Consider the following 17,101-nt stretch of genomic DNA (forward strand, 5'->3'; position numbering starts at 1 on the left):
GTCTGTCAGTCAGCAAATAGGTGTACTGACACGACGCATTCGCGAGCAAGCCCGCTCCCACAGGTTTTTCAGTTCACGGTTACGCCGCGCCGTCGAGGAACTGCTCGGCGTAGTGGCACGCGACCTGGCGGCTGTCGAGCAGGCGCAGGGCCGGCTCTTCGCTGCTGCAACGCTCGGTGGCATATGGGCAGCGCTTGTGGAAGGCGCAGCCCGGTGGCGGGTTCAGCGGGTTGGGCAGCTCGCCGACGATCTTGATTTTCGGCTTGTCCGGATCCGGGTGGATGGTTGGAGTCGCCGACAACAGTGCCTGGGTGTACGGGTGCAAAGGACGGGCATAGATGTCGTTCTTCGGACCGATTTCCACCGGGCGACCGAGGTACATCACCATCACGTCATCGGCCACGTGTTGCACCACGGCCAGGTTGTGGGAGATGAACACGTAACCGGTGTTGAACTCCTGCTGCAGGTCCATGAACAGGTTCAATACCTGCGCCTGGATCGACACGTCCAGCGCCGAGGTCGGTTCGTCCGCCACCAGCACTTTCGGTTGCAGCATCATCGCGCGGGCCAGGGCGATCCGCTGGCGCTGACCGCCGGAGAACATGTGCGGATAACGCTGGTAGTGCTCTGGACGCAAGCCCACCTGCTTCATCATCGCCTGGACTTTCTCGCGACGTTCGGCCGCCGACAGGTTGGTGTTGATCAGCAGCGGCTCGGCCAGTTGATCACCGATTTTCTGCCGCGGGTTGAGCGAGGCGTAAGGGCTCTGGAACACCATCTGCACGTCTTTGCGCAGTTGCTTGCGCTGGGCCTTGTCGGCGCCGGCCACTTCCTGGCCGGCGATTTTCAAGGAACCCGAGGACGGCTCTTCGATCAGGGTCAAGGCACGGGCCAGGGTGGATTTACCGCAGCCCGACTCACCTACAACGGCGAGGGTCTTGCCGGCTTCGAGCTCGAACGACACACCGTTGAGGGCGCGGACGGTGGCGTGACCCTTGAACAGGCCACGGGACACTTCGTAGTGACGGGTCAGGTCGCGGGCAGTAAGAACGACGGCCATTACGCCACCTCCTGGTTCAGCGGGTAGAAGCAGCGGGCGAGGCTGTTGCTTTTCGGGTCAAGGGCCGGACGCTGCACGCGGCAGTTGTCCTGCACGTACGGGCAGCGCGGCGACAGCAGGCAGCCCTGCGGACGGTCGTAGCGACCCGGCACGATGCCCGGCAGGGTCGACAGGCGCGAGGCGCCCAGGCTGTGTTCCGGAATCGCCTTGAGCAGTGCTTCGCTGTAAGGGTGGGCCGGGATGTCGAACAGTTGCGGCACCTGACCGACTTCAACGGCTTGACCGGCGTACATCACGCACACGCGCTGGGCGGTTTCAGCCACGACCGCGAGGTCGTGGGTGATCAGCACCAGGCCCATGTTCTGCTCTTTCTGCAAGGCCAGCAGCAGGTCCATGATCTGCGCCTGAATGGTAACGTCCAGCGCAGTGGTCGGTTCGTCGGCGATCAACAGTTTCGGTTCGCCGGCAATCGCCATGGCGATCGCGACACGCTGGCTCATACCGCCTGACAGTTGATGCGGGTAAGCGTCCATGCGGCTGGCCGCGCCCGGGATTTCAACTTTTTCCAGCAACTCGATGGCACGTTTGCGGGCTTGCTTGCCGGACATTTTCAGGTGCAGGCGCAGCACTTCCTCGATCTGGAAACCCACGGTGTAGCTTGGGTTCAGCGCGGTCATCGGGTCCTGGAACACCATCGCCAGGTCTTTGCCGACGATCTGCCGACGCTGACGGTTGCTCAGCTTGAGCATGTTCTGCCCGTCGAAGCTCAGCGAGTCTGCGGTGACGATCCCCGGGTGCTCGATCAGGCCCATCAGCGCCATCATGGTCACGGACTTGCCGGAACCGGACTCGCCAACGATGGCCAGCACTTCGCCCTTGTCCACTTTCAGGTCGAGGCCGTCGACCACAGGGGTGGCGTTCTTGTCGCCGAAGCGAACGTTGAGATTCTTGATTTCTAGCAGGGACATTGGAATCTCCTCAGGCGGCGTTCTTGAGTTTCGGGTCCAGCGCATCGCGCAGGCCGTCGCCCATCAAGTTGATTGCCAGCACGCTGAGCAAAATGGTCAAACCCGGCAGGCTCACGACCCACCAGGCGCGTTCGATGTAGTCGCGGGCCGAAGCCAGCATGGTGCCCCATTCAGGGGTTGGCGGTTGAACGCCAAGGCCGAGGAAGCCCAGGGCGGCGGCATCGAGAATCGCCGAGGAGAAGCTCAGGGTCGCCTGAACGATCAGCGGCGCCATGCAGTTGGGCAGCACGGTGACGAACATCAGGCGTGGCAGGCCGGCACCGGCCAGGCGGGCGGCGGTCACGTAGTCGCGGTTCAGCTCGCCCATCACCGCGGCGCGGGTCAGACGAACATAGGACGGCAGGGACACCACGGCGATCGCGATCACGGTGTTGATCAGGCCAGGGCCGAGGATGGCGACGATCGCCACGGCCAGCAGCAGCGACGGCAGGGCCAGCATGATGTCCATCAGACGCATGATGGTCGGGCCGACCACTTTCGGGAAGAAACCGGCGAACAGACCCAGCAGGATCCCCGGGATCAGCGACATCACCACCGACGACAAACCGATCAGCAGCGACAGGCGCGAACCCTGGATCAGACGCGACAGCAGGTCACGGCCCAGTTCATCGGTACCCAGCAGGAACTGGATCTGCCCACCTTCCAGCCAGGCTGGCGGGGTCAGCAGGAAGTCACGGTACTGCTCGCTCGGGTCATGGGGGGCGACCCACGGGGCGAAGATGGCGCAGAAAATCACCAGCAGCATGAACATCAGGCCGGCAACGGCGCCTTTGTTCTTGGAAAACGCTTGCCAGAATTCTTTGTAAGGCGAGGGGTACAGCAGGCTTTGATCCACGGCGGACGCGGCGGTGGCTACTGAGGATGTTGGAGTGCTCATGGGGTATTGACCTCAGCGCTGATGACGGATGCGTGGGTTGGCAAAGCCGTAGAGGATGTCCACTACGAAGTTGACCAGAATCACCAGGCAGGCGATTAACAGGATGCCGTTTTGTACGACTGGATAGTCACGGGCGCCGATGGCTTCGATCAGCCATTTGCCGATGCCCGGCCAGGAAAAGATGGTTTCGGTCAGAACCGCACCGGCCAACAGGGTGCCCACTTGCAGGCCGACCACGGTCAGTACCGGGATCAGCGCGTTACGCAGGCCGTGCACGAACACCACGCGCGACGGCGACAGGCCCTTGGCCTTGGCGGTACGGATGTAATCCTCGCGCAGCACTTCGAGCATCGACGAACGGGTCATCCGCGCGATCACCGCCAGCGGAATGGTACCCAGCACGATGGCCGGCAGGATCAGGTGGTGCAGGGCATCGACGAAGGCGCTGACGTCATCGGCCAGCAGCGTGTCGATGAGCATGAAGCCGGTGCGCGGCTCGATGTCGTACAGAAGGTCGATCCGCCCGGACACCGGGGTCCAGCCCAGGGACACCGAGAAGAACATGATCAGGATCAGGCCCCACCAGAAGATCGGCATCGAATATCCCGCCAGGGAGATGCCCATCACCCCATGGTCGAACAGGGATCCTCGCTTGAGTGCCGCGATCACCCCGGCCAGGAGGCCCAGGATGCCGGCGAACAACAGGGCGGCCATGGACAGTTCCAGGGTCGCGGGGAATAGGGAGGTGAACTCGCTCCAGACGCTTTCACGGGTACGCAGGGATTCCCCCAGGTCGCCGTGGGCCAGTTTCCCGATGTAGTCGAGGTACTGGGCGTAAAGAGGCTTGTTCAGACCAAGGCGTTCCATTGCCTGAGCGTGCATTTCGGGGTCGACCCGACGTTCTCCCATCATGACTTCCACGGGGTCGCCAGGGATCATGCGAATCAACGCGAAAGTCAGCAAGGTGATGCCGAAGAACGTGGGGATCAGTAACCCCAGTCGGCGGGCAATAAAACTAAACATCGTGTGGTGTACCTCATCAGCCGGTTAGGCGTGCCTGGTGTCCCTGGGGTCAGGGACACCGGGAGTTTTCTTATTTACTTCACCTGGGTGGTGGCGAAGTTATTCGTGGTGAGGGGGCTAATGTGATAGCCCTCTACGTTGTTGCGCATTGCGGTGAACATTCTAGTGTGCGCCATGCTAATCCATGGCTGGTCCTGATTGAAAATAACCTGAGCCTGTTCGTACAGCGCCGCACGTTCGGCCGGGTCGGTTTTTTCCCGTGCCTGGTCGATCAGGGCCTGGAACTTGTCGCTGCACCAGCGTGCATAGTTTTCGCCGTTCTTGGCCGCTTCGCAACTGAGCATAGGCGTCAGGAAGTTGTCCGGGTCGCCGTTATCGCCCGCCCATCCGGCGGAAACCATATCGTGTTCGCCGTTTTTCGCGCGTTTGAGCATTTCGCCCCATTCCATCACGCGGATGTCGACCTTGATGCCGACCTTGGCCAGGTCAGCCTGCATCATCTGCGCACCGAGCATCGGGTTCGGGTTGGTCGGACCACCGCCGTTGCGGGTGAACAGGGTCAGCGTGGTGCCTTCCGGTACGCCGGCTTCCTTGAGCAGGGCGCGGGCCTTGTCCAGATCGCGGGCCGGGTTTTTCAGCGTGTGGTTGTAGCCCAGCAGGGTGTCCGGGTACGGGTTGACCGCTACGGTGGCGTTGCCCTTGCCGAACAGCGCGTTGACATAGGCTTCCTTGTCGAAGGCGATGTCGATGGCCTTACGCACCCGCACATCACTCAGGTACTTGTGAGTGGTGTTCATGGCGATGTAGGACACGGTCATCGCATTCAGTTCATCGACCTTCAGGTTCGTGTCTTTCTTGATGCTCGGAATATCGTCCGGTTTCGGGTACAGGGCGATCTGGCATTCGTTGGCCTTGAGCTTCTGCAGGCGCACGTTGTTGTCGGTGGCGATCGCCAGGATCAGCGAATCGGCCGGCGGCTTGCCACGGAAATAGTCCGGGTTGGCCTTGAAGCGAACCTGGGCATCCTTGTTGTAGCGCTGGAAGATAAACGGACCGGTGCCGATTGGCTTGTTGTTCAGATCGCCGGTCTTGTTGGCCTTGAGCAACTGGTCGGCGTATTCGGCCGAATAGACCGAGGAAAACGCCATGGCGATGTCGGCCAGGAACGGCGCTTCGCGCCGGGTCAGGGTGAACTTGACCGTGTTGTCGTCGACTTTCTCGACGCTTTTGAGCAGTTCTTTGAAGCCCATGCTTTCAAAGTACGGGAAGCCCACGCTCGAGAGTTTGTGCCAAGGATGGTTCGGGTCCAGTTGACGCTGGAAGCTCCAGACCACGTCGTCGGCATTCATGTCGCGGGTCGGCTTGAAGTATTCGGTGGTGTGAAACTTGACGCCTTTGCGCAGGTGGAACGTGTAGTTCAGGCCGTCTTCGCTGATGTCCCAGGATTCGGCCAGGGCCGGAATCACCTCGGTGGTGCCGGGTTTGAAGTCCGCCAGGCGATTGAAGATGGTCTCGGCCACCGCATCGGCCGTGACTGCGGTTGTGTACTGGACCATGTCGAAGCCTTCAGGACTGGCTTCGGTGCAGACCACCAGCGGTTTGGCCGACACGCCAAGCGCGACACTCAACAAGGCAGCCGCAACGGCCGCACGTAGGGGAAGCATTTTCATCGAGAACCCTCTGCAATCGGTTAAAGGACAAAAGCCCAATGGCTGTTCATCAGGGAATCAGCCATTGGGCAGGTGCATTACAGAATGTTGAACGGCACGGTAGTCACGAGACGGAACTCGTTGAGGCTGCCATCGGCCTGGTTGTCGGTGGCGCGGTGAGCGGTGTAGGTTGCGCGCACAGTGGTGGCCTTGAGCGGGCCGCTCTGTACGGCGTACGAAGCACCGATGCCGTATTCGTAGTGGTGTTCGCCGTCCATCGCCAGCACGCTGTTGTACTCGCCACCTTTGTAGTGAGTACCGTCGATGCCCCAGCCGCGGGCCTGGTAGACGTTGAACTTCAGGCCAGGTACGCCGTAGTCGGCCATGTTCAGGCCGTAGGCGATCTGGAACGATTTCTCGTTCGGGCCGTTGAAGTCCGACAGCAGGGAGTTGGCCAGGTAGATGCCGTTGGTTTCGTGCAGGTAGTCGAAGTACTCGTTACCGTTCACTTCCTGATACGAGAAGGTCAGGGTATGGGCCTGGTGGGTCAGGCCGAACGACAGGGAGTAGGTGTCGTTGTCGATGTCGCCCAGCACGCTTTTGCCTTCGTCGACGGTCTTGTAGTAGTTCAGGCCGGTGGTCAGGCTCAGGACCGAGCTGTCGCCCAGTACGTGGCTGGCGCCGAAGTAGTACTGGTTCCACATGTCTTCGGCCTGGGTGGCCCACAGGCTGGTGGTCAGGCTGGCCAGCGGCTGGTAGGTGATACCGGCGGTGTTGACGTGATCGATTTCGACGAGGTGGTCGGCGTATTCCGAGCGGAATTTACGCTGGCTTTCTTCGGTACGCGGAGAGTTGCGGTCGAAGGTGGCCAGGTCGAACGACAGGTTTTCCAGCTCTTCGCTGTGCAGCGCCACACCTTCGAAGCTCGAAGGCAGCGGACGGTTACCGATGACATCGACCATCGGGCTGCTGAAGTTCATGCGGCCGGCGGTCAGGGTGGTGTTGGAGAAGCGCGCCTTGACGTTGGCCAGGCCCACTTTGCTCCACTGACCTTCGGCATCGCCGCCACTGCGGGTCAGGGTCCGGTTGTTGCCCTTGCCGCCAACGCCCGGGATCGGGGCGCCGCCATTGGCAGAGGCCAGGTCCTTGCGATCGCGGTCCAGGGCGATGGCGTTGTAGGCCGCCACTTCGGTGCTGAAACCCACGGTGCCTTCGGTGAAGCCCGAGTTGTACTTGATGATGGTGCCTTGCACCCAGTTGATACGGCGATCGGTTTCTTTCAGGACGCCGTCTTCGCGGTAACGCAGCTTGGCGCCACGCTTGAATTGCTCGTTGGCGTACCAGTTGCGCGTGGTGCCGGTGATCGACTGGCCTTCGACGAAACCGGTGGCTTCGCTTTGTGCGCTTTTCTCTTTGACGGTAACCGGAGTAAACGCCTGGCTTTGGGTCTCTGCGTAAGCTGTGGCGGTTACGCTGCTGATGGCCAGGGCCAGTAGTGCGGTGCTGCTTAGTTTCATGGGGTGAAGCTCCTTACCTTTCTTTTTTTTATGCCGGTCTTTTTTGGTGATCCGGCTTGCGCTTTGGAACTCTTTCACGCATCGCAAACGTTTGCCGAAAGCCTTGTGGGCGAATTACGGCAATGCGCCTGCGTGAGGGCGCAATGCGCCCCCAGCGTTTTGGCTACACGGATTTATTTATCGATGCTGACACCCGAGAACACGTTGCGACCGAACGGGCTGACTTTGAACCCTTCGATTTTGGCGCTCAACGGCTGGTTGACCGTCGAATGGGCGACCGGCGTGATCGGTACCTGCTGCTTGAGGTACTGCTGCGCCTGTTTGTAAAGCACGGTGCGCTGGTCGCGGTCGGTCACGACCTTGGCCTGCTTGATCAGCTTGTCGTAAGCCGGATCGCACCACATCGAGTAATTGTTGCCGCCAATGGCGTCGCAGCTGTACAGCGTGCCGAGCCAGTTGTCCGGGTCACCATTGTCACCGGTCCAGCCGATCAGGCTGACGTCGTGCTCGCCGTTCTTGGTGCGCTTGATGTACTCGCCCCACTCGTAGCTGACGATCTTGACCTTCAGGCCGATCTTCGCCCAGTCCGCCTGGAGCATTTCAGCCATCAACTTGGCGTTGGGGTTGTACGGGCGCTGCACGGGCATGGCCCACAGAGTGATTTCGGTGCCTTCCTTGACGCCGGCGGCCTTGAGCAGCTCCTTGGCTTTCTCAGGGTTGTAGGCGGCGTCCTTGATGGTCTCGTCGTAGGACCATTGGGTCGGCGGCATGGCGTTGACAGCCAATTGACCGGCGCCCTGGTACACGGCGTTGAGGATGCCTTGCTTGTTCACCGCCATGTCCAGCGCCTGGCGCACTTCCAGCTGATCGAAGGGCTTGTGGCGCACGTTGTAGGCGATGTAGCCGAGATTGAAGCCAGGCTTCTCGATCAGTTGCAGTGCCGGGTCGTTCTTCAGCGCGGTGACGTCGGCAGGGCGAGGGTGCAGCGTGATCTGGCACTCGTTGGCCTTGAGTTTCTGCACGCGTACCGAGGCATCGGTGTTGATGGCGAAGATCAGGTTGTCGAGCTTGACGCGGCTCGGGTCCCAGTACTGCCTGTTGCCGGTGTAACGGATGTTGGAGTCTTTCTGGTAACTCTTGAACACGAACGGCCCGGTGCCGATCGGCTTCTGGTTGATATCGCTGGGCTTGCCTTCGGCCAGCAGCTTGTCGGCGTACTCGGCGGAAAGAATCGCGGCAAAGCTCATGGCGATGTTCTGGATGAACGCGGCGTCCACGCTGTTGAGCGTCATGACCACGGTCAGCGGCCCGGTCTTTTCGACCTTGGCGATGTTCTTGTTCAGGCTCATACCGTTGAAATACGGGAACTCGGTCGGGTAAGCCTTACGGAAAGGTTGTTGGGGGTCGAGCATGCGGTTGAACGTGAACAACACGTCATCGGCATTGAAATCGCGGGTCGGTGTGAAGTACTTGGTGGTATGAAACTTCACCCCGGGGCGCAGGTGGAAGGTGTACGTCAGGCCGTCTTCGGAAATATCCCAACTGGTTGCCAGGCCCGGTACGACATTGGTCGAGCCTTTTTCAAACTCTGCCAGGCGGTTGTACAGCGGCTCGGCGGCATCGTTATCGGTCGCAGTGGTGTACTGCGCCGTATCGAAACCGGCGGGACTGCCTTCGGAGCAGAACACCAGGCTGTTATTGGCGGCCTGGCTCATGGAAGTGGCGGCCAACAGGCCGGTGCCCAGCAATGCGGATAAAACCAAGGTATGGCGCATGACGCTCCCTCTTGTTCGTAGTGTTGACAGCGAGCCTTCGTCCCGTCCGCGGACGTGGAGGCGTCACTGGTTTCCAGCTCATGACGTACAGCAAAAAAAACCGATGACCCACGCATGAACTGGTCGGATCCCGACGGTATGAACCGTGAGTCCGGCAGTAAATACGAATAGTCCGAAAGACTTGTGGGAAAAGGCGACGCGTCCTAGCGTGCTGCTGTAGGCAACAGACGATCTAGATGTAGGCGGTTTCCTGCTTTCTCGGTAGATAAAGCAACGGCGACGTCAAAAACGCCGCCGTTGCCACACCTTACTTGCTGACGCTGACGCCGTAGAAGGAGTTCAAGCCGAATGGGCTGATCTTGAAGTCCTGCACTTCGGCGCGCATGGGTTGGAACACCGTCGAGTGAGCGATAGGTGTCATTGGAGTCTGGTCTTTCAGGATGTGTTGCGCCTGCTTGTACAGTTCGGTGCGCTTGGCCTGATCCGAGGTGCGCTTGGCTTGCTTGACGATGTCGTCAAACGGCTTGTAGCACCACTTGGAGAAGTTGTTGCCTTCCAGCGAGTCGCAGCCGAACAGCACGTTCAGCCAGTTGTCGGGGTCACCATTGTCACCGCTCCAACCAATCAGCATCGCCTGGTTCTCGCCACCTTTGGAACGCTTGATGTACTCGCCCCACTCGTAGCTCTGGATCTTGACCTTCAGGCCGATCTTGGACCAGTCGGACTGCAGCATTTCTGCCATCAGCTTGGCGTTCGGGTTGTACGGACGCTGTACCGGCATCGCCCACAGGACGATTTCGGTGCCTTCCTTCACGCCAGCTTCCTTGAGCAGCTCCTTGGCTTTCTCAGGGTTGTACGGCGCATCCTTGATGGTGGTGTCGTAGGACCACTGGGTCGGTGGCATGGCGTTGACGGCCAGCTGGCCGGCGCCCTGGTACACAGAGTCGATGATCTGCTGCTTGTTGACGGCCATGTCCAGCGCCTGGCGAACCTTCAGCTCGGCCAGCGGGTTGGCGTCGGTCTGACCTTTGACCTTGGGCATCACGTTGTAGGCGATGTAACCCAGGTTGAAGCCAGCCTGGTCAGGCAGTTTCAGGGTCTTGTCTTCGCGCAGCGCCTTCAGGTCGGCCGGACGAGGGAACAGGGTGACCTGGCACTCGTTCTTCTTCAGCTTCTGGATGCGCACCGACGGGTCGGTGGTGATGGCGAAGATCAGGTTGTCGATCTTGACGTCGTCAGGCTTCCAGTAGTCCTTGTTCCCGGTGTAGCGGATGTTGGAGTCTTTCTGGTAGCTCTTGAACACGAACGGACCCGTGCCGACCGGCTTCTGGTTGATGTCGGCAGCCTTGCCTTCCTTGAGCAGCTGGGCAGCGTACTCGGCGGACTGGATGGAGGCGAAGCTCATGGCCATGTTCTGGATGAACGCGGCATCGACGTCTTTGAGCGTGAACTTGACGGTGTGGTCGTCGACTTTATCGATCTTGGTGATGTTGGTATCCATCCCCATGTCGGTGAAGTACGGGAATTCGGTCGGGTACGCTTTGCGGAACGGGTCATCCTTGTTAATCATGCGATTAAAGGTGAACAGCACGTCGTCGGCGTTGAAATTGCGCGTCGGCTTGAAGTACGGGGTGGTGTGGAACTTGACACCGTCACGCAAGTGGAAGGTGTAGGTCAGGCCGTCAGGGGAGACGTCCCAGCTGGTCGCCAGACCAGGAATCACGGCGGTGCCGCCGCGCTCGAACTGAGTCAGGCGGTTGAACATGGTTTCTGCAGAGGCGTCGAAGTCGGTTCCGGTGGTGTATTGACCTGGATCGAAACCGGCCGGGCTCCCTTCGGAGCAGAACACCAGGTTAGTCGCAGCTTGAGCGAACGGCGCGCTAGCCAACAGGCTGGCGCCGACTAAAAACGGAATGACCGCTTGTTTAAGCATGGTGGCCTCATGATTTGTTGTCATTTTTTGATTTTGAGGACGACCTTGTGAGTCGTGCCTGCGGATACTTATGCAGGGGCCATACCCAATGCAAGATCCAGAGCACCTACAAGCCTTAAACGGTGGCACGAACGTACCTTAATGTCGCATATGTATAATTCCTGACGCATTTGACCGTTTGCGCGGCGTTTTTGCGGTGCAACTGGCGCACTTTTATGGTGCATCCTGGCATTGGGTTGCCCATGGGTGGGGCGAGGGTGTTACCTATTTATACCCCGTCCTGTGGGGTTGAATGGGAGTGGTTATCGTTGCCGGTCATACCCGGTACAACCCGGTTCACGTATGAACGAACTGTGCCCCTGCAGGAATATAGTCCATAAAAAAACGGCGATCATTTTGGTGATCGCCGTTTTTTGTTCAGGTGTTATCGAATCAAGGCAGCAGCACTTCGATCGAGCCGTCAGCCGTCATGCTGACCTGGCTTGTGCCGGCTTCGACGTCCGGCGTCACCGGCGCGGCGCCGTCCATGCTGGCCGCTTTCATCATCATCGGTGCGCGCATGTAGGGTTGTGGGTAACCGTTGGTGTTGAAGTTCAGGTTGACGATCTTGTAGCCCTTGCCACCCAACGCGTCGGTGGCCAGTTGCGCGCGAGCCTTGAAGGCGGCCACGGCGTCCTTGAGCAGGGCGTCTTCACTGGCCTTGCGGGTTGGCGTGGCGATGGCGAAGTCCATGCCGCCCATCTTCAGGTCGGTGAGCAATTCACCGGTCAGCTTCGACAACGCGGCGAAGTCGGTGCTCTCAAGACGCAATTCGGCACGTTCACGCCAGCCGGTGATCTTCTGGCCCTTGGCGTCGTAGATCGGGTAGCTGCTGCGGCTGCCCTGACGCAGGGTGATGTCGTTGACTTGCTTGGCCTGGGCCAGCGCCTTGTTCATGGTGGTGCTGACGTCAGCGGCGAGTTTGGCCGGGTCGGTGTTCTGTTCTTCGGTGTAGAGGGTCACGATCATCAGATCGCGAGCCACTTCCTGGCTGACTTCGGCGCGCAGGGAAATCTGGTTGTAATGAAGTTCGTCGGCAGCCAGGGCCGGGAGGCTGGCGAGGGTGCCAGCGCTCAGGGCGAGCAGGGCGGCGCTGCGGCGGAAAGTGTGCATGAAAGCTCCTTGGATGATTACGCAGGCGTTGGTCCGGGTCTGCGTGAAACCATCAGACTCTAGCTTTAATGATCCAGTTCGCACAGTTACAAACTCAATACAGATGAATGAGTAACCTGTGGCGAGGGAGCTTGCTCGCGCTGGACTGCGAAGCAGCCCCCTTCCAACTCGGGTGTAAAACCTATAAGCACTGGAATCGATTTTACGACTGCTGCGCAGCCGAACGGGAGCGAGCTCCCTCGCCACAAAAGCTTCCAGGCGACACAGGGATGTGGTCGTTTGCCGCACCTTTCGCTTCTGGCGACGCCGCTTGGTTATACTCTCGGCGATCCGCCTGGAGCGCTCATCAGGAGAGCTCATGCTCGCCCCCGTTCAAATCACTTCCGCCACGCGCCAGAACCTCTGGCGGCTGACCTTCATCCGCACGTTGGTGCTGGCCGCTCAGGCCGGCTCCGTGGGCCTGGCCTATTGGCTCGAACTGCTGCCACTGCCCTGGTTCCAGTTGGCTGCCACCCTGGGTTGTTCGATGCTGCTGTGTGCCTTCACGGCGATTCGCCTGCGCACCACCTGGCCGGTCACCGAGCTTGAATACGCCGTGCAACTGGCGTGCGATCTGTTTATCCACAGTGCTCTGCTGTATTTCTCCGGCGGTTCGACCAACCCGTTCGTCTCTTATTACCTGGTGCCCCTGACCATCGCCGCGGTCACGCTGCCATGGCGCTATTCGGTGATTCTGTCGGGCATTGCGCTGCTGATGTACACCTTGCTGCTGGCGCAGTTCTATCCGCTGCAAACCTACCCGATCGCCCGGGAAAACCTGCAGGTATACGGGATGTGGCTGAGTTTCGCGCTGGCCGCGGCAGTGATCACCTTCTTCGCAGCGCGCATGGCTGAAGAGCTGCGTCGTCAGGAAGAACTGCGCGCCATCCGCCGCGAAGAAGGCCTGCGCGACCAGCAACTGCTGGCCGTCGCCACCCAGGCTGCCGGTGCAGCCCATGAACTGGGCACGCCACTGGCGACCATGAGCGTGCTGCTCAAGGAAATGCGCCAGGACCATCATGACCCGATGTTGCAGGACGACCTGAGCGTGCTGCAGGATCAGGTCAAACTCTGTAAAGAGACGTTGCAGCAATTGGTGCGCGCCGCCGAAGCCAATCGACGTCTGGCGGTCGAGATGCAGGACGTCACTGACTGGCTCGACGAAGCACTCAACCGCTGGCATTTGATGCGCCCGGAAGCCAGCTATCGCTTCCAGCGCCTGGGACAGGGCACGGTGCCGCGCATGGCGCCACCACCGGACCTGACCCAGGCGCTGCTGAACTTGTTGAACAATGCCGCCGATGCCTGTCCCGAAGGCCTTCAAGTGACCCTGGACTGGGACACCGAGAACCTGACCATCAGCATCCGCGACCACGGCGCCGGTGTGCCGCTGGCCATCGCCGAGCAGATCGGCAAGCCGTTTTTTACCACCAAGGGCAAAGGTTTCGGCCTGGGCCTGTTTTTGAGCAAGGCCAGCGTGACACGCGCCGGCGGCTCAGTGAAACTCTACAGTCATGAGGAAGGCGGCACGCTCACCGAGCTGCGCCTGCCCCTTGGCGTCCGAGGAGACGAACATGAGTGACGAAATCCAAGTCGAACACGAAGGCGAAGAACTGCCACATTTGCTGCTGGTCGACGACGATGCGACCTTTACCCGGGTGATGGCGCGCGCCATGGCCCGTCGCGGCTTTCGCGTCAGCACCGCAGGGTCCGCCGAAGAAGGCCTGACCATCGCCCAGGGCGATCTGCCGGACTACGCCGCCCTGGACCTGAAGATGGACGGCGACTCGGGTCTGGTACTGCTGCCCAAGCTGCTGGAAATGGACCCGGACATGCGCGTGGTGATCCTCACCGGCTATTCCAGCATCGCCACCGCCGTGGAAGCCATCAAGCGTGGCGCCTGCAACTACCTGTGCAAGCCGGCGGACGCCGACGATGTGCTGGCTGCGTTGTTGTCCGAGCACGCTGACCTGGACAGCCTGGTGCCGGAAAATCCGATGTCCGTGGACCGTCTGCAGTGGGAGCACATCCAGCGCGTGCTGACCGAGCACGAAGGCAACATTTCCGCCACGGCCCGCGCCCTGGGCATGCACCGTCGCACCCTGCAGCGCAAACTGCAGAAACGCCCCGTTCGCCGCTGAACCTGCGCTGAACGAATGCCGGCCGCTTCTCGCGACAATCCGAACCGATCATCTATGATCGGTTCGTGCGTGTATTTTTTCTTATCGAGCCTTATCCATGAATCAGAACGCTGAATATTGCGCGGTCAACGATGCTGTGCGCGGGCAGTTTTTTCGCAGAGTCTGGGCGATGATCACGCCTTACTGGCGCAGTGAGGAGAAGGGCAAGGCCTGGACACTGCTGATCGCAGTGATCGCGCTGTCGCTGATCAGCGTCGGCATCTCGGTGTGGTTCAACACCTGGTACAAGGACTTCTACAACGCCCTGCAACAGAAGGACGAAGCGGCGTTCTGGCGACTGATCCTGTATTTCTGCGCCATCGCGGCGGTGGCGATCGTCGGCGCGGTGTACCGGCTGTACCTGACCCAGATGCTGACGATCCGCTGGCGGGCGTGGCTCACCGAAAAACATTTCTCCCGCTGGCTTGCGGACAAGAATTACTACCAGCTGGAGCAGGGCGGTTACACCGATAACCCGGACCAGCGGATTTCCGAAGACCTCAACAACTTCACCAACGACACTCTGACCCTGGGCATCGGCCTGCTGCGCAACGTGGTCAGCCTGGTGTCGTTCTCGGTCATCCTCTGGGGCGTGTCGGGCAGCATCGAGGTTTTCGGCATCACCGTGCCTGGCTACATGTTCTGGTGCGTACTGGTGTATGCGGTGGTGGGCAGTTGGCTGACGCATCTGATCGGTCGTCGCCTGATCGGCTTGAACAACCGGCAACAACGCTTCGAAGCGGACATGCGTTTCTCGATGATCCGGGTGCGTGAAAACGCCGAAACCATCGCCTTGTACAACGGCGAGCCCAACGAGCATCGGCGCTTGAGCAGTCGTTTCGCCAATGTCTGGCACAACTTCTGGGACATCATGAAGGTGTCCAAGCGCCTGACCTTCTTCACCTCCGGTTACGAGCAGGCGGCGGTGATCTTCCCGTTCATGGTGGCGGCACCGCGTTACCTGGCCGGCAAGATCGAGCTCGGCGAGCTGATGCAGATCAGCTCGGCCTTCGGCAATGTCCAGGACAGTTTCAGCTGGTTCATCACCGCGTATCAGAGCCTCGCCTCCTGGCGCGCCACCTGTGATCGTCTGTTGAGCTTCCGTCAGGCCATGACCGACAACGAACAGCGCGCACCGGCCATCGATGTACAGAACCAGGGTGACGCGCTCAAAGTGCACAACCTTGGCCTTGATCTGGCTGACGGTCGTCATTTGCTGACCAATGCCGACATGACCGTGCAGAAGGGCGAGCGGGTCATGCTCAGCGGCCGTTCCGGCAGCGGCAAATCCACCCTGTTGCGGGCGATGGGGCATCTGTGGCCGGCGGGGCACGGCAGCATTCGTTTGCCGGCGGCGCGGTATCTGTTCCTGCCGCAAAAGCCTTATCTGCCGATCGGTACCCTGCGTGAAGCGCTGAGTTATCCACAGGCGGGCGATACTTACCCGAACGAACGTTACGCCCATGTCCTGGAAACCTGTCGACTGCCGCATCTGGTCGCGCGTCTGGACGAAGCCAATCACTGGCAGCGCATGTTGTCGCCGGGTGAGCAGCAACGCCTGGCCTTCGCCCGTGCGCTGCTGTATGCGCCGCAGTGGCTCTACATGGACGAAGCGACCTCGGCGATGGATGAAGAAGATGAGGCATCGCTGTATCAGGCGCTGATCGATGAACTGCCGGGCCTGAGCATCGTCAGCGTCGGCCATCGCAGCAGCCTCAAGCGGTTCCATCCGCGCCATGTTCGCATCGACAACGGCCACCTGGTAGACCAGGCCGTGACTGCATAAACACCGTAGATCCCTGTGGGAGCGGGCTTGCTCGCGAAGGCGTCGCGTCAGTCGACATAAATACTGAATGACACACCGCTTTCGCGAGCAAGCCCGCTCCCACATTGGGCAGTATTCACCTCAGCGGTGATCGTACAACCGCGTTGAGCTATGATGCGGTTTCAGCCGATTTTTTCGAGACAGATGTTCACCATGGAAAACCCGAACGACGCACCACGCCTCCCTCGCAAGCGCCGCAGCCTCGCGCAGGAACTGGTGACGGTGTTGTCCGAACAGATTCGCGACGGTCACCTCAAGCGTGGCGACAAGTTGCCCACCGAGTCGGCGATCATGGATGCCCATGGCGTCAGCCGCACGGTGGTGCGCGAGGCAATTTCCCGTTTGCAGGCCGCCGGCCAGGTGGAAACCCGTCACGGTATCGGCACCTTCGTGCTCGACACCCCGAGCCCGAGCGGCTTTCGCATCGACCCGGCCACCGTGGTCACCTTGCGGGACGTGCTGGCCATTCTGGAGCTGCGCATCAGCCTGGAAGTGGAGTCTGCCGGCCTGGCCGCGCAACGCCGCAGTGACGAGCAGCTCGGCCTGATGCGCGCAGCCCTTGATGCGCTCAATGAGAGCGTCTCCCACGCCAGTGACGCCGTGGCTTCGGACTTCCAGTTCCACCTGCAGATTGCCCTGGCGACCGGCAATCGCTACTTCACCGACATCATGACCCACCTGGGCACCAGCATCATCCCGCGCACCCGGCTGAACTCCGCTCGACTGGCCCATGACGATCAGCAGCACTACATGAATCGCCTGAGCCGCGAGCACGAGGAGATCTACGAGGCCATCGCCCGTCAGGATTCCGATGCCGCCCGCGCGGCCATGCGCCTGCACCTGACCAACAGCCGCGAACGCTTGCGTCATGCCCATGAAGAGGCAGAAGCACAGCGGGGGTAAGCTGTTCGCCCGGTGTCACCCATCGTCTGAACGAGTGCCATCGCCAGCAGGCTGGCTCCCACAGGAGAATGCATGCCAATGTGGGAGCCCGCCTGCTCGCGATAGAGCCATCAGCCATCCCATAGATGTCCCGCTTGTTG

The 17,101-nt window shown here is 60.5% G+C and carries 13 protein-coding genes; 4 read left to right on the plus strand and 9 right to left on the minus strand.

Going from position 1 to position 17,101, the window contains the following annotated elements; all coding sequences use genetic code 11:
• Positions 1-79: 79 nt before the first annotated feature.
• The 9 genes from B0W55_RS06825 to B0W55_RS06865 all read right to left on the minus strand — a co-directional run bounded on the left by B0W55_RS06825 (position 80) and on the right by B0W55_RS06865 (position 12,014).
• The gene (locus tag B0W55_RS06825) at positions 80-1,060 is read right to left on the minus strand and encodes a peptide ABC transporter ATP-binding protein (RefSeq protein WP_077045251.1); all 981 of its coding nucleotides are present in this window, start codon (positions 1,058-1,060) and stop codon (positions 80-82) included.
• Positions 1,060-2,028 carry an ABC transporter ATP-binding protein gene (locus tag B0W55_RS06830; protein ID WP_077045252.1) on the minus strand — a complete coding sequence of 323 codons (969 nt, stop codon included), beginning with the start codon at positions 2,026-2,028 and terminating at the stop codon, positions 1,060-1,062. Before B0W55_RS06830 ends, B0W55_RS06825 begins: the two co-directional genes overlap by 1 nt.
• Before the next feature lie 10 nt (positions 2,029-2,038).
• Entirely contained in the window at positions 2,039-2,965 is a 927-nt protein-coding gene (locus B0W55_RS06835; RefSeq protein ID WP_077045253.1) for an ABC transporter permease subunit, read from the minus strand.
• A 12-nt stretch (positions 2,966-2,977) separates the two neighbouring features.
• Positions 2,978-3,988: an ABC transporter permease subunit gene (locus B0W55_RS06840; protein WP_077045254.1), complete on the minus strand. Its 1,011-nt coding sequence runs from the start codon at positions 3,986-3,988 to the stop codon at positions 2,978-2,980.
• A gap of 74 nt (positions 3,989-4,062) precedes the next feature.
• On the minus strand, positions 4,063-5,658 hold the full coding sequence (locus B0W55_RS06845; protein ID WP_077045255.1) for an ABC transporter substrate-binding protein: 1,596 nt from the start codon (positions 5,656-5,658) through the stop codon (positions 4,063-4,065).
• 77 nt (positions 5,659-5,735) lie between these two features.
• Positions 5,736-7,154, minus strand: a complete 1,419-nt coding sequence (locus B0W55_RS06850) for an OprD family porin (RefSeq protein WP_077045256.1) — start codon at positions 7,152-7,154, stop codon at positions 5,736-5,738.
• Between the two features lie 173 nt (positions 7,155-7,327).
• Positions 7,328-8,929, minus strand: coding sequence for an ABC transporter substrate-binding protein (locus B0W55_RS06855; protein WP_077045257.1), 1,602 nt, complete (start codon positions 8,927-8,929; stop codon positions 7,328-7,330).
• A 307-nt stretch (positions 8,930-9,236) separates the two neighbouring features.
• On the minus strand, positions 9,237-10,862 hold the full coding sequence (locus B0W55_RS06860) for an ABC transporter substrate-binding protein (RefSeq protein ID WP_077045258.1): 1,626 nt from the start codon (positions 10,860-10,862) through the stop codon (positions 9,237-9,239).
• Between the two features lie 432 nt (positions 10,863-11,294).
• Positions 11,295-12,014, minus strand: a complete 720-nt coding sequence (locus B0W55_RS06865) for an SIMPL domain-containing protein (protein ID WP_077045259.1) — start codon at positions 12,012-12,014, stop codon at positions 11,295-11,297.
• A 358-nt stretch (positions 12,015-12,372) separates the two neighbouring features.
• Here B0W55_RS06865 and B0W55_RS06870 point away from each other — a divergent pair, with 358 nt between their 5' ends.
• The 4 genes from B0W55_RS06870 to B0W55_RS06885 all read left to right on the plus strand — a co-directional run bounded on the left by B0W55_RS06870 (position 12,373) and on the right by B0W55_RS06885 (position 16,961).
• Positions 12,373-13,635 carry an ATP-binding protein gene (locus tag B0W55_RS06870; protein ID WP_077045260.1) on the plus strand — a complete coding sequence of 421 codons (1,263 nt, stop codon included), beginning with the start codon at positions 12,373-12,375 and terminating at the stop codon, positions 13,633-13,635.
• On the plus strand, positions 13,628-14,194 hold the full coding sequence (locus tag B0W55_RS06875) for a response regulator transcription factor (RefSeq protein ID WP_077045261.1): 567 nt from the start codon (positions 13,628-13,630) through the stop codon (positions 14,192-14,194). Before B0W55_RS06870 ends, B0W55_RS06875 begins: the two co-directional genes overlap by 8 nt.
• Before the next feature lie 97 nt (positions 14,195-14,291).
• Positions 14,292-16,019: an ABC transporter ATP-binding protein/permease gene (locus tag B0W55_RS06880; RefSeq protein WP_077045262.1), complete on the plus strand. Its 1,728-nt coding sequence runs from the start codon at positions 14,292-14,294 to the stop codon at positions 16,017-16,019.
• Between the two features lie 192 nt (positions 16,020-16,211).
• The gene (locus B0W55_RS06885; RefSeq protein ID WP_077045333.1) at positions 16,212-16,961 is read left to right on the plus strand and encodes a FadR/GntR family transcriptional regulator; all 750 of its coding nucleotides are present in this window, start codon (positions 16,212-16,214) and stop codon (positions 16,959-16,961) included.
• Positions 16,962-17,101 lie beyond the last annotated feature (140 nt).

The sequence above is a fragment of the Pseudomonas sp. KK4 genome (assembly GCF_001984065.1).
GTDB lineage: Bacteria > Pseudomonadota > Gammaproteobacteria > Pseudomonadales > Pseudomonadaceae > Aquipseudomonas.